At 66.5% G+C, this 21,550-nt stretch carries 19 protein-coding genes; 15 read left to right on the top strand and 4 right to left on the bottom strand.

What is annotated here, in order from left to right:
- The first annotated feature begins 130 nt into the window (after positions 1 to 130).
- Together J2X98_RS07795 and mctP are read left to right on the top strand one after the other, a co-directional pair.
- Complete coding sequence (locus J2X98_RS07795) at positions 131 to 508, top strand: DUF3311 domain-containing protein (RefSeq protein WP_307306309.1); 378 nt, start codon at positions 131 to 133, stop codon at positions 506 to 508.
- A complete protein-coding gene (gene mctP, locus J2X98_RS07790) occupies positions 505 to 2,181 on the top strand; it encodes a monocarboxylate uptake permease MctP (RefSeq protein WP_141941760.1) in 1,677 nt (558 codons plus the stop codon). The genes J2X98_RS07795 and mctP overlap by 4 nt, the downstream gene beginning before the upstream one ends.
- Positions 2,182 to 2,241: 60 nt before the next feature.
- On the opposite strand, the gene J2X98_RS07785 is transcribed toward mctP, so the two are convergent.
- Positions 2,242 to 3,582, bottom strand: a complete 1,341-nt coding sequence (locus J2X98_RS07785; RefSeq protein ID WP_307306305.1) for a class I SAM-dependent methyltransferase — start codon at positions 3,580 to 3,582, stop codon at positions 2,242 to 2,244.
- A gap of 46 nt (positions 3,583 to 3,628) precedes the next feature.
- On the opposite strand from J2X98_RS07785, the gene J2X98_RS07780 reads away from it, so the two are divergent.
- From J2X98_RS07780 to J2X98_RS07755, 6 genes are all read left to right on the top strand, one after another.
- Positions 3,629 to 4,711 carry an FAD-dependent oxidoreductase gene (locus J2X98_RS07780; protein WP_307306301.1) on the top strand — a complete coding sequence of 361 codons (1,083 nt, stop codon included), beginning with the start codon at positions 3,629 to 3,631 and terminating at the stop codon, positions 4,709 to 4,711.
- A 50-nt stretch (positions 4,712 to 4,761) separates the two neighbouring features.
- Entirely contained in the window at positions 4,762 to 5,946 is a 1,185-nt protein-coding gene (locus J2X98_RS07775; protein WP_373460851.1) for a class I SAM-dependent methyltransferase, read from the top strand.
- Between the two features lie 168 nt (positions 5,947 to 6,114).
- A complete protein-coding gene (locus J2X98_RS07770) occupies positions 6,115 to 7,314 on the top strand; it encodes an ROK family transcriptional regulator (protein WP_141941751.1) in 1,200 nt (399 codons plus the stop codon).
- Positions 7,315 to 7,319: 5 nt separating this feature from the next.
- Complete coding sequence (locus tag J2X98_RS07765; protein ID WP_307306296.1) at positions 7,320 to 8,672, top strand: extracellular solute-binding protein; 1,353 nt, start codon at positions 7,320 to 7,322, stop codon at positions 8,670 to 8,672.
- Positions 8,673 to 8,674: 2 nt separating this feature from the next.
- The gene (locus tag J2X98_RS07760; RefSeq protein ID WP_141941747.1) at positions 8,675 to 9,556 is read left to right on the top strand and encodes a carbohydrate ABC transporter permease; all 882 of its coding nucleotides are present in this window, start codon (positions 8,675 to 8,677) and stop codon (positions 9,554 to 9,556) included.
- Positions 9,553 to 10,371 carry a carbohydrate ABC transporter permease gene (locus tag J2X98_RS07755; RefSeq protein ID WP_307306292.1) on the top strand — a complete coding sequence of 273 codons (819 nt, stop codon included), beginning with the start codon at positions 9,553 to 9,555 and terminating at the stop codon, positions 10,369 to 10,371. The genes J2X98_RS07760 and J2X98_RS07755 overlap by 4 nt, the downstream gene beginning before the upstream one ends.
- On the opposite strand, the gene J2X98_RS07750 is transcribed toward J2X98_RS07755, so the two are convergent.
- A complete protein-coding gene (locus tag J2X98_RS07750) occupies positions 10,368 to 10,565 on the bottom strand; it encodes a hypothetical protein (protein WP_141941743.1) in 198 nt (65 codons plus the stop codon). The two genes, J2X98_RS07755 and J2X98_RS07750, sit on opposite strands and share 4 nt — an antisense overlap.
- 141 nt (positions 10,566 to 10,706) lie before the next feature.
- Here J2X98_RS07750 and J2X98_RS07745 point away from each other — a divergent pair, with 141 nt between their 5' ends.
- The 3 genes from J2X98_RS07745 (at position 10,707) to metE (ending at position 14,844) form a co-directional block, all read left to right on the top strand.
- Positions 10,707 to 11,132, top strand: coding sequence for a hypothetical protein (locus J2X98_RS07745; RefSeq protein WP_307306290.1), 426 nt, complete (start codon positions 10,707 to 10,709; stop codon positions 11,130 to 11,132).
- A 326-nt stretch (positions 11,133 to 11,458) separates the two neighbouring features.
- The gene (locus tag J2X98_RS07740; RefSeq protein ID WP_141941739.1) at positions 11,459 to 12,421 is read left to right on the top strand and encodes a methylenetetrahydrofolate reductase; all 963 of its coding nucleotides are present in this window, start codon (positions 11,459 to 11,461) and stop codon (positions 12,419 to 12,421) included.
- Positions 12,422 to 12,498: 77 nt separating this feature from the next.
- Positions 12,499 to 14,844, top strand: a complete 2,346-nt coding sequence (metE, locus tag J2X98_RS07735) for a 5-methyltetrahydropteroyltriglutamate--homocysteine S-methyltransferase (protein ID WP_307306287.1) — start codon at positions 12,499 to 12,501, stop codon at positions 14,842 to 14,844.
- A gap of 76 nt (positions 14,845 to 14,920) precedes the next feature.
- Here metE and J2X98_RS07730 read toward each other — a convergent pair whose 3' ends face one another.
- Together J2X98_RS07730 and J2X98_RS07725 are read right to left on the bottom strand one after the other, a co-directional pair.
- Positions 14,921 to 15,427, bottom strand: coding sequence for a DUF2004 domain-containing protein (locus J2X98_RS07730; protein WP_141941735.1), 507 nt, complete (start codon positions 15,425 to 15,427; stop codon positions 14,921 to 14,923).
- 45 nt (positions 15,428 to 15,472) lie between these two features.
- On the bottom strand, positions 15,473 to 16,390 hold the full coding sequence (locus J2X98_RS07725) for a LysR family transcriptional regulator (RefSeq protein WP_141941733.1): 918 nt from the start codon (positions 16,388 to 16,390) through the stop codon (positions 15,473 to 15,475).
- A gap of 96 nt (positions 16,391 to 16,486) precedes the next feature.
- On the opposite strand from J2X98_RS07725, the gene J2X98_RS07720 reads away from it, so the two are divergent.
- The 4 genes from J2X98_RS07720 to J2X98_RS07705 are packed head-to-tail and all read left to right on the top strand — an operon-like array spanning position 16,487 to position 21,196.
- Positions 16,487 to 17,884: an NAD(P)/FAD-dependent oxidoreductase gene (locus J2X98_RS07720; protein WP_307306281.1), complete on the top strand. Its 1,398-nt coding sequence runs from the start codon at positions 16,487 to 16,489 to the stop codon at positions 17,882 to 17,884.
- On the top strand, positions 17,881 to 18,612 hold the full coding sequence (locus J2X98_RS07715) for a DUF1365 domain-containing protein (protein WP_141941729.1): 732 nt from the start codon (positions 17,881 to 17,883) through the stop codon (positions 18,610 to 18,612). Before J2X98_RS07720 ends, J2X98_RS07715 begins: the two co-directional genes overlap by 4 nt.
- Positions 18,609 to 19,958 (top strand): cyclopropane-fatty-acyl-phospholipid synthase family protein, encoded by a 1,350-nt coding sequence (locus tag J2X98_RS07710; protein ID WP_307306280.1) that lies wholly within the window; start codon positions 18,609 to 18,611, stop codon positions 19,956 to 19,958. Before J2X98_RS07715 ends, J2X98_RS07710 begins: the two co-directional genes overlap by 4 nt.
- Positions 19,958 to 21,196 carry a cyclopropane-fatty-acyl-phospholipid synthase family protein gene (locus J2X98_RS07705; protein ID WP_307306279.1) on the top strand — a complete coding sequence of 413 codons (1,239 nt, stop codon included), beginning with the start codon at positions 19,958 to 19,960 and terminating at the stop codon, positions 21,194 to 21,196. Before J2X98_RS07710 ends, J2X98_RS07705 begins: the two co-directional genes overlap by 1 nt.
- The last annotated feature ends 354 nt before the right edge of the window (positions 21,197 to 21,550 follow it).

Below are 21,550 nucleotides of genomic sequence, written 5' to 3'. Positions count from 1 at the left end.
CAGTGGGCCAAAACCCTTCCGGCGCAGGTCAAAGCGCGGTACAACTGTGAATGAGGGCACCATCGTCCCGCCTCCGGACGGCTTTCATCCAAAGCGGCGGCCGCGGGATGGGCTGACGAGGAGGTCGCAGATGTCCCACTCAGACGGTTCCGGCTACAGCCAGAACGGCGAAGCTTTTCCCGAAGATTCGCGCCTGACGCGCGATACCGCCATCCGCGGACCGGCCAGGCCCGCTCCCTATATCGGCGCCGGCATCCTGCTGGCCGCCGCCATACTGTTCCCGCTGTTGCCCCAGCTCTATGCCTTTGACGCGCCGCGGCTGGGCGGGATGCCGTTCTTCTATTGGTACCAGCTGGCCTGGGTGCCGGTTTCGGCGATATTGACCGGCTCTTCCTACTGGCTCGTCACCAAGGAAGACCGGCGACGCCGTGCCGAGGCCCGCGCCGGTGGGCCGCCCCAGGCAGGGAGTGCCTCTGCCCGAACGGGACTGGAAGGGGACCGGCCATGAACGGGCGCGAAATCAACTGGACTGCCCTGGTCATTGTTGTGCTGCTCTTCGTCGTCGTTGCCGTGATGGGCTTCCTGGCGGCAAAGTGGCGCCGGGGCACGGACGTGGAGGGGCTGCACAGCCTGGACGAGTGGGGTCTCGGGGGCCGCGGCTTCGGCACCTGGATCACCTGGTTCCTGCTGGGCGGTGACCTCTACACCGCCTACACTTTCGTGGCGGTACCGGCAGCGATGTGGGCGACGGGCGCGGTGAGCGGCTTCTTTGCCGTTCCGTACACCATCGTGCTGTATCCGATTATTTTCATCATCATGAGCCGCCTGTGGTCAGTGTCCCACCGGCACGGCTACGTAACATCGGCGGACTTCGTCGGTGGCCGCTACGGGAGCCGGTGGCTCTCGCTGGCTGTTGCCGTTACGGGAATCGTCGCCACCATGCCGTACATCGCGCTGCAGCTGGTTGGCATCAAGGCAGTTCTGACCGTTCTGGGCCTGGGCAGTTCCGGCAACGTGCTGCTGACCGACCTGCCGCTGATCCTGGCCTTCGTCGTCCTCGCCGCGTACACCTACACGTCGGGCCTGAGGGCGCCGGCGATGATCGCCGTCGTCAAGGACCTGCTGATCTACCTTGCCGTGATCGTGGCCGTCATCTACCTGCCCATCAAGTTCGGCGGCTGGGACACCATCTTCGGGTCGGCCCAAAGCAAACTGGCCACGGTGAACCAGGCCACGGGCAAACCGGCCGGCGTCTTCATTCCCGGCGCCGCCAATTACTCGGCGTACTGGTCGCTGGCCCTGGGCTCGGCGATGGCATTGTTCATGTACCCGCACTCCGTGACGGCGGTGCTGGCCTCTAAAGCGCGCAACACCATCCGCCGCAACGCGGCCATCCTGCCGCTGTATTCACTGATGCTGGGCTTCCTTGCGCTGCTCGGTTTCGTGGCCATCCAGGCCGGCACCAAGCCGATTGACCTGGACGGCTCAGTCAACCCGCAGCTGGTGGTTCCGCAGCTGTTCCTTGACCAGTTCCCGGCCTGGTTCGCCGGGATCGCCCTGGCTGCAATCGCTATCGGCGCCCTGGTGCCCGCGGCCATTATGTCCATCGCCGCGGCCAACATGTTCACCCGCAACATCTATCGGGACTTCATCCGCCCGGACGTGGACGCCAGGACCGAGGCGAAAGTGTCCAAGATCGTCTCGCTGGTGGTCAAGGTGGGTGCCCTGGTCTTCGTGATAGCCATGGACCAGTCGGCGGCCATCAACATGCAGCTGCTGGGCGGCATCTGGATCCTGCAGACCTTCCCGGCTGTGGTGGCGGGGCTCTACACCCGGTGGTTCGACCGCTGGGCGCTGCTGGTCGGCTGGGCGGTCGGCATCATCTTCGGCACCGTTTCCGCCTACAACGTGGTCAACCCGGTCACCAAGGCCCACTTCGGCGGTTCGGTGGCTCCCATCCCCGGGACGGACATCAGCGTCTACATCGCCGTATCAGCCTTTGCGCTGAACCTGGTGGTCGCCGCCGTCCTGACTTTGGTGCTGAGGGCCCTCAAGGTCCGGACGGGCGAGGACATGACGCGCCCCACGGACTACGCGGCCGACGAAACCGACCCGAAGGTAGTCCAGATCGAAAAGATCCAGCACTACACCCAGCCCGGCGGCCCGTCCCCGGTGGCGTAGGCCCCCCGGGGGATAAACCGCCCTCCTGCCGGGTTACGTCCCGGCAGGAGGGCGCTGCCGTTACAGCCAGTCCGTGCGCCGCAGCGGCGGTTCCTCTCCGCCCGGCCGGCGCACCAGGACCTGGTTGACCCCGGTCAGTCCGTTTTCAAAACCGATGGCACTCGCGGCCATGTAGAGCCGCCAGACACGCGCGCGGCCCTCGCCGGCCAGCCGTACCGCCTGCTCCCAGTTCTGCTCCAGCCGGCTGACCCATGCACGGAGGGTCAGGGCGTAGTGCCGGCGCAGCGCCTCCACGTCCAGAACCTCGAACCGGGCAGTCTCCAGGGCGGACACCATCTCGCCCAGGCTGATCATCTCGCCGTCCGGGAAGACGTACCGGGGGATGAACGAATCCGGGTCCGGGCTGGTGGGTCCGGCGTTCCAGGAGATTGCGTGGTTCAGCAACCGGCCGCCGGGCCGCAGCAGCCCAAACAGCGCGGCGGCGTAGGCAGGGGTCTGCGCCCGCCCCACATGCTCCGACATGCCGATGGAACTGATCGCATCGAAGGGCCCGTCCCCAACATCCCGGTAGTCCTGCACCCGGATCTCCACACGGTCCGTCAGCCCCGCGTCCGCAACACGCTTACGCGCCAGTACCGCCTGTTCAGTGGACAGCGTCACGCCCACCACACTGACGCCGTACCGGGCCGCAGCGTGGATGGCGAAACTGCCCCAGCCGCATCCAACGTCAAGGACCCGCATTCCGGGCCCCAGGCCCAGCTTGCGGCAGACCAGGTCCAGCTTGGCTTCCTGCGCGGCGTCCAAGCCGTCCTCCGGTTTTGCATTGGCAGACTGTCCGGCGCCGTCCGGGGGCCACACCGCGCAGGAATAGACCATGGAAGGCCCCAATACCAGGGCGTAGAAATCGTTGCCGACGTCGTAATGGTGCGAGATGGCGGCCGCATCCCTGCCCTTGGAGTGCATCCTGCCTTTCCTGGCGACGCGTGCCTCCTCGGGCGGGGGAGCGGGATTGGGACCGAGCGCACCCAGCCGGACGGCTGTACGCACCAGGAGCCAAAGCTCGGCGGCCGACGGCGGACGGAAGGGGCCGGGCTCGGAAAACTTACCGGCCGAGCTCAACGCCGAGAAGGCCGCGAAGATGTCACCCGGTGCATCGATGTCACCGGCAACGTACGCCCGGCTCAAGCCCAGCTGCCCGGGCGACCACAGAATGCGGCGCAGTGCCTTCCGGGACCTGAACTCCAGGATGGGTGCATCTGCCGGGCCTGCCTCGGATCCATCCCAGGCGCGCAGCCGCAGGGGTATCTGCCCGGTGCCAAGGACCACCCCCAGAGCCCTTTCCAGCCGGGCCGCATGCCCTGTGGTTCCGGTTCCCGTCCGCGGCGCTGTTCCACTGTCCATGCGCCCACCCTAAGGCCGCGCGGGCCTCCGCGACTATCATTGGGGAGTGATTCCTGACCGGACCGATGTGGTGGTCATCGGAGCGGGGCAGGCCGGCCTGTCGGCCGCGTACCACCTCCAGCGCCGGGGACTTGACTACGCCGTGCTCGACGGGGAGGAAGGTCCCGGCGGTGCCTGGCGGCACCGCTGGAAGAGCCTGAGCATGGCCACGGTGAACGGAATCAGCGACCTGCCGGGCATTCCCAAACCTGAGGTTGATCCGGCGGAGCCCAGCTCCCGTTTCCTGACCCGCTACTTTGGAACCTATGAGGCGCAGCTGGGCCTCTCCGTGCGGCGGCCCGTCAACGTCCGCGCCGTCAGGCGGGAAGACGATGATCCGGCCGGCCGGCTGCGGATCGAAACGTCCGACGGCGAATGGAGCGCCCGGGCCGTCATCAACGCCACGGGTACGTGGACCCGTCCGTTCTGGCCCATTTATCCGGGCCGGGACCTTTTCCGGGGCAGGCAGCTGCACGTGGCCGACTACGTCTCCGCGGAAGAGTTCCGCGGCAAACACGTCATCGTGGTGGGTGGCGGCATCTCCGCCGTCGGCCTGCTGGCGGAGATCTCGCTGGTCACCTCCACCAGCTGGTTCACGCGCCGGGAACCGGTGTGGCGTGACGGGCCGTTCGACGCCAGGGCCGGCCATGACGCCGTGGCGCTGGTGGAGGAACGCGTCCGCCAGGGGCTTCCGCCGCAAAGCGTTGTTTCGGTAACCGGGCTGATCTGGACACCTGCGCTGCGGGACGCCAGGGACAGGGGCGCCCTGGACCGCCAGCCGATGTTCACATCGATTGAACCTGACGGCGTCTGCCGCGCCGACGGCAGCCTCCTGAAGGCCGACGTCATCCTATGGGCTACGGGCTTCAGGGCGGAACTGGAACACCTCGCACCGCTGCACTTGCGTGGCCCCGGCGGCGGTATTGCCATGGACGGGACGCAGGTGGCAGCCGAGCCGCGCATCCACCTGGTGGGTTACGGACCGTCGTCGTCCACCATTGGCGCCAACCGGGCCGGACGGGCAGCAGTGGCGGCGATCATGAGGCTGCCTGGAATGCCGGCAGGGGTGGAACCGGTAACGTGGGGGTGATGCCCCGGGAGCCGGGGCGGGCAAAGGCAACAGAAGGCGGCATGACACCGGTGGCAGCAAACACGCTGGAGGACATTTTCCGGGTCCTGCGCCGGCGCCCGGACGTCGAAGCCCCCAACCTGCAGGCCTGGGATGCCACGGACCGGCTGCTGCTGGAGACGGCCGTGCAGCTGGGCCGCGCCGGCAGCAAAATCACTGTTATCGGGGACCGCTACGGCGCCCTGACGCTCGGCGCTTCGGCGGTGCTTGCCCCCGCGTCGCTGCGGGTGCACCAGGACCTGATCACCGGCGAAAGGGCCCTGCGGCTGAATGCTGCTGCCCTGGTTGGCGAAGACGGCCACCCACCCGGCCCTGCCGCGACTGATGCTGCCCATACCGGGAATGGCTTCGTCCAGCTGCCCCTGGGTCCCGAACTGTTGGCGGAAGCAGACACTGTGCTGCTGCAGCTCCCCAAAACCCTTGCGGAACTGGAGGAAGTCGCCGCCCTGGTGGCCCGGCATGCGGCACCAGGCATCCGCCTGCTCGCAGGGGGCCGGGTCAAACACATGTCACTGGGCATGAACGCGGTCCTCGAACGGTACTTCGTTTCCGTCCAGCCGCAGCTCGCACGGCAAAAATCCCGGATCCTCCTGGCCTGCGGCCCCAGGCAGGTTACAACGTCCCCCCGCTTTCCCGTGGTGGAGCATCTCGCGGAACTGGACCTGGACGTGGCGGCCCACGGGGCTGTTTTCGCCGGCCCCCGCCTGGACATCGGCACCCGTTTCCTGCTGACGTTCCTGCCCTCGATGAAACCCGCACGCCATGCGGTGGACCTGGGATGCGGTACCGGCATCCTGGCCGCGATGTACGCCCGGCAGTTCCCGGCCGCTTCAGTGACGGCAACCGACCAGTCCGCGGCGGCCGTGCAGTCCGCCCTGGCCACCGCGCGGGCCAACGGACTCGCAGACCGGATTACCGTGCTGCAGGACGACGCGCTCAGCACCTTCCCTGACGGCACCGTGGAAACGGTGCTGCTCAACCCGCCCTTCCACGTGGGCGCCGGCGTCCACGCCGGCGCCGGCCTGAAGATGATCGGGGCGGCCGGCCGGGTACTGGCTCCCGGGGGCGAACTGTGGACGGTCTTCAACCGCCACCTGGCCTACGTACCGGCACTGGAACGGCTCGTGGGGCCTACAGACGTGGAGGGCCGGAACGCGAAGTTCACCGTCACGCGGAGCAGACGCCCCACCCGCTGACGTGGGAAGACGCATGCCGCGCCGCGCCGCCGGCCATACATATGGGCGGCGGCGCACCCTTAACGTACGATTCAAAGCATCACCATCACAGGTAGCCGAAGACGTTTAGGGGACACAGTGTCTGAGATCCGCCAATCCTCTCCGAGACGCGGAACCAACTTGCCCAGGATGGGGGACTTCAACCTCACCGTCATCCTTGACGCAATCCGCAGGACTTCCGGTGGCCTCAGCCGCGTGGAGCTGGCCCAGATCGTTGGCCTGTCGCCGCAGACCATCTCGAATATTTCCCGGCGCCTGCTGGACCAGAACCTGATCGTGGAGGCGGGCAAGGAGGGGACTGGCCCAGGCAAGCCGCGCACCATCCTCCGCCTGAATCCCGGCGGCATGTATGCCCTCGGGGTCCACCTGGACCCGGCAGTAACAACTTTCGTGGTGCTGGACCTCGTGGGTGCCGTTGTCCGGCATTCGCGGATCAAGACACCCGGCGGAAACGATCCGTCCGCCGTCATCGCCACCATCGCAGCGGAACTCGCGCAGCTCGTGGAAGACTCCGGCGTTGACCGCAGCCGCATTGCAGGGCTCGGCGTCGCTGCCCCGGGCCCCATCGACCTGGACAACGGCACCGTGGTGGACCCCCCTCTGCTCCCCGGCTGGGACCGGGTGGAACTGCGCGACGCGCTGGCCAGGGCCACCGGGTACTCGGTCCTGGTAGACAAGGACGTTACGAGCGCCGCCGTCGCCGAAACGTGGGCGGGCGGCCCCAGCGGCGCCGGCAGCTTCATCTTCATGTACATGGGCACCGGCATCGGCTGCGGCATCGTCCTGAACGATGAGGTGGTCCGGGGAACGTCCGGCAATGCCGGTGAAATCGGCCATATCATCGTGGACCCGGATGGGCCACCCTGCGACTGCGGCCAGCGCGGCTGCGTCAAATCCTCCGCCATCCCGCAGGTCCTGGTGGCGCAGGCGGAAGCGGCCGGAATCCTGGAAGGCCCTGCGGCCGGCAGCGCCGCCGAAATCCAGCAGAGCTTTTCCGAGCTCTGTGCGCGTGCGTACGCAGGAGATGAAGGGGCCTCCGCCATCCTGGACAGGTCCGCCACACTGGTTGCGAGGGCCGCCTCGGTGGTCACCAACACCCTGGACGTGGAACGCGTGGTCTTCGGCGGCCCGTTCTGGACCTGCCTGGCGCAGCGTTACCTGGAACTGGTCCCGCCGCTCCTGGACGCCAACAGCGATGCCCGCCTGATCCACCCCATCGAGGTCGTCGGTACGGGGGTGGGGGAGGACGTGGGCGCCATCGGCGCCGCCTCACTGGTCCTTGAACATACCCTGGCGCCCCGGGCCCAGCGTCTCCTGCTGGAAAGCTGACGGGCATGCTTCGCCGCGCACCCAGGACGCTGTCCCTCCTCGCTGCCGCCACCCTGGTCCTGGCAGCCTGCACGCCCGCCGATCCGGGCGGCGGGAACAAGACCATCAAAGTGGCCTATCAGAAGACAGACTCCTTCACTGCCCTGGACAGCATGCTCCAGGATGCAAAAAAGGAGTTCGAAGCCGCAAACCAAGGCGTCACGGTCGACCTGCAGCCCATCCAGGCCAACGACGACGACTACGGAACCAAGCTGGCACTCGCCCTCCGGTCACCCTCGACGGCTCCGGACGTCTTCTACGAAGACACCTTCAAGGTCCGCTCCGACGTCGACGCCGGATACCTCCTGAAGCTGGACAGCCGCCTGGCAGGGTGGGGCGACTGGGGCAAGTTCGACGCCGGCGCCAAGGAAGCAGGCAAAGCGGACGACGGCGGCACGTACGCGGTGCCGCTGGGCACCGACACGAGGGCCATCTGGTACAACAAGAAGGTTTTGGAGACGGCAGGCATCAGCGTGCCGTGGCATCCGTCCAGCTGGCAGGACATCCTGGACACCGCCAGGAAGATCAAAGCCGCCGAGCCGGATGTGATCCCTTTCAACATGTACGCCGGCAAAGGCACCGGCGAGGGTACGGTCATGCAGGGCTTCTATGAGCTCCTGTACGGCACCGGCGCGGCCCTCTACGACCAGGATTCGAAAAAGTGGGTCGTCGGCTCAACCGGCTTCAAGGACTCGCTGACGTTCCTCGACACGCTCTACAAGGAACACCTGGCGGTCGCCCCGGCCGACGCGCTGGACCCGAACATCTGGAAGAAGGTGTTTGGAGAGTGGTTCCCCAAAGCAAAGCTCGGGGCAACCGTGGAAGGCTCCTACGCGCCGTCGTTCTGGCAGGCCGGCGGAAGCTACGCTTGGCCGGGCTACGCGCAGGACATGGGCGTGGCTCCATTCCCCACGGAAAGTGGCGGGGCCCCGGGGGCGGTCAGCATGTCCGGCGGTTGGACCCTGGCCGTTGGTGCGGACACCAAGCAGCCGGACCTTGCCTTCAACTTCCTCACCACGGCCCTCAACGCCAAGAACTCCCTGAAGTTCACCGTGGCCAGTTCACAGATCGCCGTCCGCTCGGACGTTGCCGCTGACGCTGGTTACCAGTCAGCGAATCCGTTCGTGAAGGACGTCTCCGGCCTGGTGTCCGTCACCAGGTTCCGCCCGGCCACGTCTGACTACCCCCGGATCTCCGCTGCCGTCCAGGAAGCCACCGAGGCCGTCATCACCGGGAAGAGGACCCCGGAACAGGCGGCCGCCGACTATGACGCGGCCGTGGCCGGGATAGTCGGCGCGGACAAGACAATCCGGAAGTAGCATTGGCCGCCACCCACCGGGGGCGGCAGGTGGTCCGCTACCTGCCGGTCCTGCCCGCGGCCGTGCTGCTGCTCGTGTTCCTCGCGGGCCCCGTGCTGTGGGCCTTCCACGCCTCGATGACCAATGTTGGCCTCACGGGACGGCACGCCAGGAACCCGGAATGGGTGGGGCTGGAAAACTACCAGCGGCTGGTGCAGGACCCGGTCTTTCCGCTGTCGCTGGGGCTGACGGTCCTGTTTGTCGCTGGATCGGCCGTCCTGGGCCAGAACGTGCTGGGGCTGGCCCTCGCCGTACTCATGCGGCGCGCACGTCCGGCTGTCTCGGCAACGGTGGGCACCGCCGTCGTTGCCGCCTGGGTCCTGCCGGAAATCGTGGCCGCGTTCGCCGCTTATGCTTTTTTCAGCCGCGACGGCACGCTCAACCAACTCCTTGGCGGCCTGGGACAGCCGGAGACCGACTGGCTCTACACGGTGCCCATGGCGGCGGTGGTACTGGCCAATGTCTGGCGGGGGACAGCCTTTTCCATGCTGGTGTACCGCGCCGCACTGAACGGCGTCCCGGCCGAGCTGACCGAGGCGGCGCAGATGGACGGCGCCGGCGCCTGGCAGCGGCTGGCCTACATTACCCTGCCGGTGATCCGGGGAAGCATTGCCACCAACCTGATGCTGGTGACGCTGCAGACCCTGGCTGTCTTCACCCTGATCTGGGTGATGACCGCCGGCGGTCCTGCCAACGGAAGTACCACGCTGCCCGTGCTGGCCTACCAGGAGGCCTTCAAGTTCGGAGACATTGGCTACGGCACGGCTGTGGCCACTGTCCTGATTGTCATTGGCGGCGTGTTCGGCGCGGCCTACCTCCGCCTGCTCAGGGAGCAGAGGCCGTGAAACCGCGTGGCAGTACCTGGGCTGATGTGGTGTTGCTGCTGGTGGGTGCCTGTTTCGTGTTGCCGCTGCTGTGGCTGGTCTTCGGTTCCCTTGACCCGGCCGCCGGCCACGCTACTCGGGTTCCCCAACAGCCCGGCCTGGGGAACTTCGCCGCGGTCTTCACGCCCGGGCTGCTGTTCCTGCCACTGTGGAACAGCTTCCTTCTCTCCACCGGGACCGGGCTGGTGACCGTCGTGGCTGCCGTGCTGGCTGCGTACCCGTTGTCCCGCTACCGGTCCCGCTTCAACACGCCCTTTATGTACGGCATCCTCTTCGGGACCTGCCTGCCGGTGACTGCCATCATGGTCCCGGTGTACGGATTGTTCGTGCAGCTGCGGCTGCTGGACTCCATGCCCGCCACGGTGCTGTTCCTGGCCGCAACCAGCCTGCCCATGGCCATCTGGATGACCAGGAACTTCATGGATGGCGTACCGCTGGCCCTGGAGGAGGCGGCGTGGGTGGACGGTGCTTCCAGGTTGGCAGCGCTGCGGGCCATTGTGCTGCCGCTCATGCGTCCGGGCCTGGGCGTTGTATTCATTTTCGTGTTCATCCAGGCCTGGGGGAACTTCTTCGTCCCGTTCGTCCTCCTGCTGTCCGAGTCCAGCCAGCCCGCGGCAGTATCGATCTTCAGCTTCTTCGGCCAGCACGGCGCAGTGGCGTACGGCCAGCTGGCCGCATTCTCGATTCTCTATTCGGTGCCGGTCCTGGCACTTTACGTCGTCGTGGCGCGCGGGTCCGGCAACGCCCTGGCCCTTTCGGGGGCCGTCAGGGGTTAGTCGATGTCCTCGAGGACCACGCCGAAAGGCAGGGTGTCATCGAGATGCGCCTGGTGCCCGGTGGGATTGTTCACCACCCGGACCCCATGCAGCTTTTCCGCCGCAGACTGCATCAGCACGGGCCGGACCGTATCGACGAAGTGCTGGCTCTTGCCGGCGAGATATTCCTTGTAGCTGGCTGGAAGCTCAATCATGGCAAAAGGATAGACCTGCACCCGTCCCCATGGGGAGGGGTGCCCATTGCCGGGGTTCGTGGTGCCGGGCTTGGATAGGATGACAGGCGGGACACGGCCGGCCCGGCAGCCCGCCCAATACCGTCACCAGGCGGAAATCCAGTGCTTTCGACCAGCGTGCCCGAAAGAATCCAGCCGGCAGACTTTCCATGGCCAACGTCGTCGGACCGCATAAAAGCGGCGTACGCTACCGGGGACCCGGCGTCGGCCCTTCCCCTTTACAGGGAGGCGCTGGCAGCGGCCGGCCAGGCACCGGAAAGCTGTCAAGCTGCGGACGCGGCAGCAGGAACGGGCACCCGCTTGGCGGAGGCCGGGGAACGGCTGGACGCCAAGCTCGGCGCGTGGCAATCCACCAAGCCCGCGCCCGGCGGGAAATCTCCCGGGGAAACGCCGGCAGGGGCGCTGCAGGACCGGCTGGATCAGCTGCAGGACAGGTCACGGCAGGCGGGGCGGGAGCGCAACAGCGGACGCGAACGGGAAGAGTACCTGGACAGCAACGACGGCAGCGCGCCCGAACGGCCCTGGTAGATTCGGTACTGGCGAAGGAAATTCTGCGGCCGGAAGAATCGGGCTGTAAAAGTGCGTCTTAATTCGGCGCCGACTTGAACCCGCCCCGGGTGGCCGCCTAAAGTCTTATACAAGTTACCGCGGTAACGTGTCAGCGATCCTCCGCTCCGGAGGGTGTGGGTGCCCCCATGTGGGCCTGACATTTGCTCACGGACTACTTCATGCAAGGCGTAACAGTCGCGGCTGCGTCCCTTGTGGAGTCCCTCCGTGTTCCCAAACTCAATTCATTGCCGGTCTCCCTTCCGTTTTCGCCGGGGGACCCCAATGGCCCAAAGCCAAGGACGCAAATGTCACCACCAAGCCTGATTGACGCACACCCAAACCTCTCCGACACCGCCCCGGTGGCGCTGTCCTACGAGCTGTTCCCGCCGCGTTCGCCTGCGGCGGCGGAGACGCTCTGGACCACCATCCGCGAGCTGGAAACAACGGAGCCGGACTATGTCTCGGTGACATACGGCGCCAGCGGATCCAACCGGGACACCGCCGTCGAACTCATCAACCGGCTCCTGCTCGAAACCACGCTGCGGCCGCTTGCCCACCTCACCTGCGTGGGCAACAGCCCACAGGAACTCGCCGGCATCGTCGGTGAGTTGCTGGACACCGGGGTGCGCGGAATCCTTGCCCTGCGCGGCGACCTTCCCAAAGACGCCAGCGCACCGGCCGCCGGATCCCTGCGCTACGCCCAGGACCTGATCGAACTCATCCGCCGGGTGGAGCAGCGCCGTTCAGCCCTGCTCTGCGCCGGCAAGATCGCCGTGGGTGTGGCCGCTTATCCCTCGCGGCACCCTGAATCGCCCAGCGAGGAACACGACGTGGAGGTGCTGCTGGCCAAGCAGCGCTCCGGGGCTGACTTTGCCATCACCCAGGTGTTCTTCGAGACCAGGCAGTACGCGGACCTGCTGACCCGGGCACGCCGTGCCGGCGTGACCATCCCGATCATCCCGGGAGTCATGCCGCTGACCAGCCTCCGCCGGCTCAAACGGCTGGGAGAGCTTACCGGGGTGGAGCCGGCACCACAGCTGATGGCGCGCCTCGCCGCGGCCGGCAGTGACCTCGAACGGCTCCACATCGGCGTCGACGCCACCGTCGACCTCGCCAATGCCGCCCTTGATGCGGGTGCTCCCGGCATCCACATCTACACCTTCAACGAGCACCAGAGCGCACTGGAGGTGCTGGACAAGCTGGCCCTTCCGCGGCGCAGCCGCCCCGGCAGCCGGCGTGCCTCCGGCGCCGCCCAGCTCGCCGGCTGACCAGCACTTTCACAACCTTCGCCCGCGGGCGCCAAACCCCGGACTCGACACACGTCTTCGACCCAAGGAACTTCGCCATGCCCAAAAACACCCTGCCCACCAACGCCACACCCTTCCCCTCCGCCTCCCTCCTCGGCTACCCCCGCATCGGCCGGCGCCGCGAGCTCAAAAAGGCCGTTGAGGCCTACTGGGCCGGAAAAATCGACGCCGCTGCCCTGGAGGCGGCCGCCAGGGACATCCAGCTGTCCATCGCCAGGCGCCTGCAGGGACTCGGCCTCACCGAAGCCGCCGCAGTGCCGGGCACCTTTTCCTACTACGACCAGGTCCTGGACACCACCGCGCACCTGGGCGCTGTTCCGGCACGCTTCGGCAAGCTCCTCAACGCTGAAGGTCAGCTGGACATCGACGGCTACTTCACGCTGGCCCGCGGCACCAAGGACCAGCAGCCCCTGGAAATGACCAAGTGGTTCGACACCAACTACCACTACCTGGTGCCTGAAATAGGTCCGGAGACCAGTTTCGCCCTTGCCTCCACCGCCAAGGTGGACGAGTTCGCCTTCGCCCTGGAAAACGGCGTCGAAACCCGCCCCTACATCGTGGGTCCGGTCACCTACCTGCTCCTGTCCAAGGCCTCGGACGAGGCTCCGGCCGGCTTCGCACCGCTGTCCCGCCTTGAGGACATCCTTCCGGTATACGTAGAGCTGCTGCAGAAGCTGTCCGCCGCGGGCGCCGGCTGGATCCAGCTCGACGAACCCGCCCTGGTGGTAGACCAGGACACCCCCGCCGCCGAGATTGAAGCCGCTGTTGCCCGGGCCTACGGTGTCCTGACGGCGGCAGCCAACCGGCCCCAGATCCTTGTTTCCACCCCGTACGGTTCGCTCGAGGGCCAGCTGGGCACCCTCGCCGCAACCAACATCGACGCGCTGCACATCGATGTTTTCAAGGGTGCCGTGCCCTCCGCAGCTGCGCTGGCCGGGCTGGGCAACAAGACCCTGGTGGCCGGCGTCGTGGACGGCCACAACATCTGGCGCAACGACCTCGCCGCGTCAGCTGCCAAGCTGGACCAGCTGAAGGCAGCCGCCGGCAGGCTCGCCGTTTCAACCTCCACCTCCACCCAGCACGTCCCGCACGACGTCGACGAGGAAACCCAGCTGTCCCAGCAGCTCCGCAGCTGGCTGGCGTTCTCCGACCAAAAGGCCGTCGAGGTCAGGACCCTGGCGTCCTACCTGGCGGACCCAGCCTCCGCCCGGGCCGCCATCGACGAAGCAACCGCCGTGATCGCCTCCCGTGCCACCGCAGCAGGTGTCCGCCGCGCCGACGTCCGTGCGCGCACCGAAGCCCTGACCGCGGCCGACTTCGCCCGCTCCGACTACTCCGTCCGTGAAGCAGCCCAGGAAGAAGCACTCCACCTGCCGCCGCTGCCCACCACCACCATCGGTTCCTTCCCGCAGACGGCTGAAATCCGTTCCGCCCGGGCACGCAACACCAAGGGCGAGCTGAGCGATGAGCAGTACGAACAGCTTATGAAGGACGAGATCAGGCGCGTGGTGGGCCTGCAGGAACAGCTGGGCTACGACGTCCTGGTCCACGGCGAGCCCGAGCGCAACGACATGGTCCAGTACTTCGCGGAAAACCTTGAGGGATTCGACGTCACGGTCCACGGCTGGGTCCAGTCCTACGGCTCCCGCTGCACCCGTCCCTCCATCCTCTGGGGCGACGTTACGCGCAGCGCCCCCATCACGGTGAAGTGGGCAGAATATGCCCAGTCCCTGACCAGCAAGCCCATGAAGGGCATGCTCACCGGTCCGGTCACCATCCTGGCGTGGTCCTTCGTCCGCGATGACCAGCCGCTGGGCGAGACCGCCAACCAGGTCGGCCTGGCGCTGCGTGACGAAATCGCGGACCTTGAAGGGGCCGGCATCAAGGTCATCCAGGTGGACGAGCCTGCCCTGCGCGAACTGCTCCCGCTGCGCAAGGCCGACCAGGCCCACTACCTGAAGTGGTCGGTTGACTCGTTCCGTCTGGCTACGGCCGGAGCCGCCGATTCAACCCAGATCCACACCCACCTCTGCTACTCCGAGTTTGGCGTGATCATCGACGCGATCGACGGCCTGGACGCCGACGTGACGTCCATCGAAGCGGCCCGCTCCCGCATGGAGGTTGTCCACGACCTCGAATCCCACGGCTTCGGCCGCGGTGTTGGCCCCGGCGTGTACGACATCCACTCGCCCCGCGTCCCGGGTGAGGCCGAGGTCAGCGAGCTGCTGTCCACCGCCGTCAAGCACGTTCCCTCCCGCCAGCTTTGGGTCAACCCGGACTGCGGCCTGAAGACCCGCGGCTACGCCGAGACCGAGGAGTCCCTGCGCAACCTGGTCAAGGCCACCCAGCAGGTCCGTGCGCAACTGCTGGAAGCAGCCAAGTAGCAACCAAGAAAAAATAACGGGTTTCGACGGGCTCAACCACCGGTGGTTGAGCCCGTCGAAACCCGCCGTCGTTAATTCAGGACTCCCAGACGATCTCGTCGTCCACCACGCCGTCCTGGTCCGCGGAGGCCACCAGGACCTCATCGGTGAAGTGCTCGCCGAGCGTGAAGTCCATGACGAAGTAGCGTTCGGGCTGGCCCGGGTAGATGCCCACGTGGCCCAGCTTCAGGGCCTTGAGGAAAACCTCGTTGGTGAGCTGGCTGCGGTCCTGGACGCCAAAGACTTTATGCAGGTGCTCGTCCTTGAGCGCGTTGCAGTGGAAGTGCAGATACTCCTGCGGGCTGGTGCCCTCCTGCTCAAGCTCCTCTGCAATCATTTCCCGGACTTCGTCAACGAGCTCGGGGAGGAAGCGGAGCCGGTACTCAACTTTGCGGAGTGCCGCCTCGTCGAAGTGATCGTGGGCGTTGATGTTCAGGTCGAGTTCCAGCGGATGGCCGTGCAGCTCGTGCTTGGCGGCGAAGAGGTGGTCCGCGCCGTGGTTGAGCTCAATCTCTCCAAAGTGCTGGCTCGCTACCTTGTTCATAGTCTCAACATAGACCCGAAGGGCAGACCATTCCAGCGTTCGGGGCTAATTCACCGCGGTGCGCATTCCGGCCAGGGTTTCGGCCAGCAGGTCAACAAATAGCTGTACGCGCGCGGTCTTCCGGTCGTTGATCAGCAACGCAAACACGTTCCTGGCCAGCCGAATTTCCGGGACATCCAGCACCACCACGCCCGCCGGTTTGTTCCGCAGCGCGAGCTCCGGAACCAGCGCGGCGCCAAGCCCCGCTGCTGCCATTTCCAGGCTGGCATGGAAGTCGTCACTGTGCGCCACCACCCGGGGGTGCAGGTTGCAGCCGGCGAACAGGCGCTCGATCACCATGGCGTCGCTGGTGCCGGGGTGGTGCATGATCCACGGCATTTCCGAAAGATGATCCGCCGCCACCTTGGCGTCGGCACGGAATCCCCACCCGGCCGGCAGCACCACCCGGAAGTCGTCGTCACCGATCCATTGGCGGTTGATGGTGTTGGGCCAGGCGAATCCGGTTTGCCCCACCTGGAACACCACGGCGAGGTCCAGGTCGCCGCCGGTCCGCAACCCCTGGATGGTCTGGCCGGGTTCCGCGACGGACACGCGCAGGTCGATGCCGAGCTTCTTCCACGCGGGGTTCTTCAGGATCCGGGGCAGGACGTACGTGGCCAGGCTGGGAAAGATGCCCAGCCGCAGTTCCTGGCTTTCCGTGTCCCGCGTCCTGGAGGCGGCTGCCATCAGCGCTTCAATATCCGTGAGCACCTTGGCGGCGTGCCGGGTCATGACGACGGCGGCTTCCGTAGGAATCACGGCGCGCGCCGACCGTTGGAAGAGGGTGACGCCCGTTTCCCGCTCCAGGGCGGACATCTGCTGTGAGACGGCGGACGCCGTGTAGCCTAGCGTTGCCGCCGCCGCGGCGAACGAGCCCAGCCTCGTAACCTCCAGGAGGGTCTTCAGGTGCACGGGATTTACCACGAGCCCACAGTACTGCACCCATCCGCGGCTGCTCCGGCGCCGAATAGCCATCTGTACACCCAGCACAGCGGCAAATGTTCAGCAGAGGAGCATGAATTGTCACTTGACCCAGCAGGAAATGCAGGCGGACGGCGCAGGATCGCCGTCATCGGCAGCGGGGTGGCAGGACTGACGGCCGCCTATGTGCTTAACAGGCAGGACGACGTCACCCTGTTCGAGGCCGACCAGCGCCTGGGCGGACATGCCCACACCCACGACATGCCGCAGCTTGACGGAAGCGTTCTGGGGGTGGACACCGGGTTCATCGTGCACAACGAAAAGACATACCCCACCTTGCTGCGGTTGTTCGCCGAGCTGGGCGTGGAAACCCAGGATTCTGAGATGAGCATGTCCATCCGCTGCGACGGTTGCGGACTGGAGTACGCCGGTGCCCGCGACGGTGCCCGGGGAATCATCGCCAGGCCCTCCAGCCTGCTCCGCGGACGCTACCTCCTGATGCTGCTGGAGGTCACCCGTTTCTACCGGAAGGCGAGGGAACTGCTCAGGACTGCGCCGCCGTCGGCCGTCAGTGGCGAAGTGGATGTGCCGGAACTGACCCTGGGGGCGTTCCTGGAGCGGGAAAAATTCAGCCCCTACTTCATCTCCCATTTCATGACACCGGTGGTCAGCGCCGTCTGGTCCTGCGACCCCACTACCGCGCTGGCCTATCCGGCGCGCTACCTTTTCACGTTCCTGGGCCACCACGGCATGCTGGGCATCAAGGGCTCGCCGCAGTGGCGCACGGTCACCGGCGGATCCGCCCGGTACGTGGAGAAGCTCGCCGCCGCGCTGCCCGACGTCCGGCTGGGCACGCCTGTCACCGCGGTCCGGCGGACGCCCGATGGGGTGGAGTTCGCCACTGCCGGCGGCCTGGAGGATTTTGACGCCGTCGTCATTGCCACCCATCCGGCACAGGCACTCGGGTTCCTGGCCGACGCCACCCCTGAGGAAAAGGAGGCGCTCGGCGGCATGCCCTATTCGGTGAACCACACCGTGTTCCACCAGGACCCCGCGGTCCTGCCCGCGGCGGATAACGCCAAAGCGTCCTGGAACTACCGGCTCCCGGCCTGTGACGCCCGGCCGGACAAGGTGCTGGTGAGCTATGACCTCACCCGGCTGCAGCGGCTTGAGCCCGCAGACGGCCGCCCCTACCTGGTGAGCCTGGGCGAGTCGGAACTGATCGCCGACGACGCCGTGCTGGAACGGATGGTCTACGAACACCCGCAGTACACCCCCGAATCCCTGAAGGCGCAGCAGGCCATCGCCGCGTTGAGCAACAGCCGGATCGCTTATGCAGGCGCCTACCTTGGCTGGGGCTTTCACGAGGACGGCGCGCTCTCTGGAGTGCGTGCTGCGGAGAAGCTTGGCCGGACCTGGCCGGTGGCCCGGACCGCCGATTCCACGGACGCCACCGGCGAAGGGGAGCGGGAACTGCTGTCCGCGGAACCAGTATGAGCATGGAAGCCTCGATTTACCGCACGTCCATTTCCCATGTGCGGCGCACCCCGTTGAAGAATGCCTTCACCTACCGCAGCTACAGCTGGTTCGTGGACATCGATGACCTCCCCCGCCTGCCCGGACTGCTCCGGCCGCTGGCAGTGTTCCGCGCCGCGGATCATCTGGGGGACCCTGACGCCAGTATCAGGGCCAACGTGGAGCGGTACCTGCGGACGCAGGGGGTGGATCCCGACGGCGGTCCCATCCACATGCTGACCAGTGCAAGGGTTTTTGGCTATGTCTTCAACCCGCTGACGCTCTTCTGGTGCTACGGCACCAACGGAGAACTCCGGTGCGTAGTGGCCGAGGTCCACAACACCTACGGCGAACGGCACTGCTACCTGCTCCGGACGGATCCCTCCGGCCGGGCAACGGTACCGAAGGCGTTCTACGTTTCACCCTTTAACGACGTCGACGGGCAGTACCGCATGAAGCTCCCGGCGCCGGGGGAGCGGCTTGCGGTATCAATCGTCCTGGAGCGCGAAGGGCACCGACCGTTCGTTGCCACCATGGACGGCAGGCGGAAACCGGCTACCATCCGGAACATCCTGGCCGCGGCCGTCACGGTGCCTGCCGCGCCACTGCTGGTATCCGCCCTGATCCGGCTCCAGGGCATTAAGCTCTGGGCAAGACGCCTGCCCGTCGTCGCCAGACCACATCACCCCCCACAGGAGGCAGTTCAATGACAATGACGGACGATAACGGCACCGCTTCGGCCGAGCGGCCGGCGTACACCGTGCCGCAGCCCCCCGCGTCCATTGATGCGGCCATCTGGCCCGGAATTGCCACGGTACCCTCCGGTTTCAAGGCGAACGCTGCCGCGCGGATCGCGGACGGGATCTTCAAGGCCGCTGTGCGGCGCCTTCCGATCGAGGTCCGCTACCCGGACGGACAGGTCCTGGGCTCAGCCCCGGCAGGCTCGCGTGTTCCGGTCATGACCATCCACCGGCCCGGGCACTTTGCCCTGCGGCTGGGTGACGGGGGCCTGATCGGCCTTGGCGAGTCCTACATGGCGGGTGACTGGGATGCAGATAACCTCACGGCAGTGCTGGAGGTCTTCGCGGCCCGGGCGGGCACCCTGATACCGGTCCCGCTGCAGAAACTGCGGTCCGTCTTCCTGCCCCGCCAGCCGCGGACGGAACGCAACTCGCTGAAGAACACCCGCTCCAACATCTCCCGCCACTATGACCTCTCCAACGAACTTTTCGCCACGTTCCTTGACGAGACCATGTCCTACTCCAGCGCACTCTTCCCCGCGTCCGGAAGTGCCGTGAAGGACATGCAGTGGGAGGGCTTCGCCGCCGCCCAGCAGGCGAAGATCGACCGGTTGCTGGACAAGGCCGCCGTCGGACCCGGAACCCGGGTGCTTGAGATCGGCACCGGCTGGGGCGAACTGGCGCTGCGTGCAGCCGCCCGCGGCGCCACCGTCTACTCGGTCACGCTGTCCAGCGAGCAGCAGGCACTGGCCCGGCAACGGGTGGCGGAGGCCGGCTATGCCGGCCAGGTGACCATAGAGCTGAAGGACTACCGCGCCGTGGAGGGCGAGTATGACGCCGTGGTCTCGGTCGAGATGATCGAGGCAGTGGGCTATGAATACTGGGCCACGTACTTCCAGACCATCGAGCGTGTCCTGGCCCCGGGCGGCAAGGTGGCCATCCAGGCCATCACCATCGCGCACGACCGCCTCCTGGCCACCCGGACCGGCTATACCTGGGTGCACAAGTACATCTTCCCGGGCGGGGTGATTCCGTCGGTGCGCGCCATCGAGGAGGTCACCGAAAAGCGGACCGGACTGCAGGTCCGGGAACGGCTCGCCTTCGGCGAACACTACGCCGAGACGCTGCGGCTCTGGGAGGAACGCTTCATGGCGCGGAAGGATGAAGTGGCCGAACTGGGGTTTGACGCCGTCTTCCAGCGGATGTGGCTGTTCTACCTGTGCTACTCACGGGCCGGGTTCGCCTCGGGCTACCTCAACGTCCAGCAGATTGTGCTGGACCAGAAGAAGAACGCCGCCGCCAACGGGAGCCGCTGATGACTGCTGTACTTGCCGAAACGATTGCAGAGGTCCTGCGGCCAGTGGTGGGCGGGGAACTGCCGGTTCGCCTGAAGGCCTGGGACGGCTCGGAAGCGGGCCCGGAGGACGCGCCGGTGGTCCGGCTCAACAGCCCGGACGCCATCCGGCGGCTGCTGTGGAGTCCCGGTGAACTTGGCGCCGCACAGGCCTATGTCACGGGCGAGCTGGATGTCGAAGGGGACCTCAACTCCGCGTTGCGGCAATTGTGGGAAGTAGTCCGGCAACGCCGGCTGTCCGGCATCCGCCTCACGCCTGGCGTCATCGCCGGCATAGGAAGGATTGCCCGCTCGGCGGGCGCGCTGGGGATACCCCCGGCTCCGCCGGCAACGCAGGCCAGGGTCCGGGGACGGCTGCACAGCCTGCTCCGTGACCGGGCCGCGATCAGCCACCACTACGATCTCAGCAACGATTTCTACGGCCTGATCCTGGATCCGCAGATGGCCTACTCCAGTGGGTATTGGACCCAGGAGCCCGGGCCGGGCTACGGCGTAGAGGACGCCCAGCGCGACAAGCTGGACCTGGTGTGCCGCAAGATCGGGCTGCAGCCGGGCATGCGGCTGCTGGATGTTGGCTGCGGCTGGGGCTCCCTGAGCCTGCACGCCGCGCGGCACTACGGAGCCAAGGTGGTTGGTGTAACCCTGTCCGTGGAACAGAAGGCATTTATTGATGCGCGGATCAAGGAGTACGGCCTGGAGGACCAGGTGGAGATCCGGGTACAGGATTACCGGGAGATCCCGGACGGGCCGTTCGACGCCGTCGCGTCCCTGGAGATGGGCGAACATGTGGGGCAGAAAAACTATCCCGTGTACGCCAAAGCGCTGTTCGACAACCTGGCACCGGGCGGGAAGGTCCTGGTCCAGCAGATGTCCCGGCGCGGCCGGCACCCTGGCGGCGGTCCGTTCATCGAATCATTCATCGCTCCTGACATGCACATGCGGCCGGTGGGGGAGACGCTGAACTTCCTCGAGGGCGCGGGCTTCGAGGTGGAGGGTGTCGAAGGCATGCGCCGGCACTACGTGCGCACCCTCGAAGCCTGGTACGCGACATTTGAGCAAAACCAGGACCGGGCCGAGGAAATGATGGGCCCGGAAGTAGTCCGTGTATGGCGTCTGTATCTGGTGGGGGCGCTCCGCAGCTTCGCCGAAGGACGGATGGGCGTGGAACAGCTGCTCTGCAGCAGGCCCGCTCCGCTGTAGCAGTGGGCCCCCGGCCGCAGGTGCCACGGAGGCAGGTGCGATTGGTCACCCCAAGGGGTCCCGAAGGTCTCTTCGGGACCCCTTTTCCGTGTCCGAAGGCCTTGTGGACAACGCTGCGACACGCCGCAGTTTCCGCGACACGCGGGCCGTTAATTGTGGCTAAGTAGTCCACAGGGTGTGGACCGGACTAACAAAAAACCCGGGATCCCGGCCATTTTGCCGACCCGTGCCTGTGGATTAACGGTGCATTAAATGACATACTTGTAATACATCATCTTGGGGTCCAAAAGAGGCGCCTGCACTACATGTAGTATCTTCATACGGCTTGGACGGGGACACCGCACCAGCAATAGA

It is taken from the genome of Pseudarthrobacter enclensis (genome assembly GCF_030811655.1).
Classification (GTDB): domain Bacteria; phylum Actinomycetota; class Actinomycetes; order Actinomycetales; family Micrococcaceae; genus Arthrobacter; species Arthrobacter enclensis_A.
This window is presented reverse-complemented; position numbering and strand designations above follow the sequence as displayed.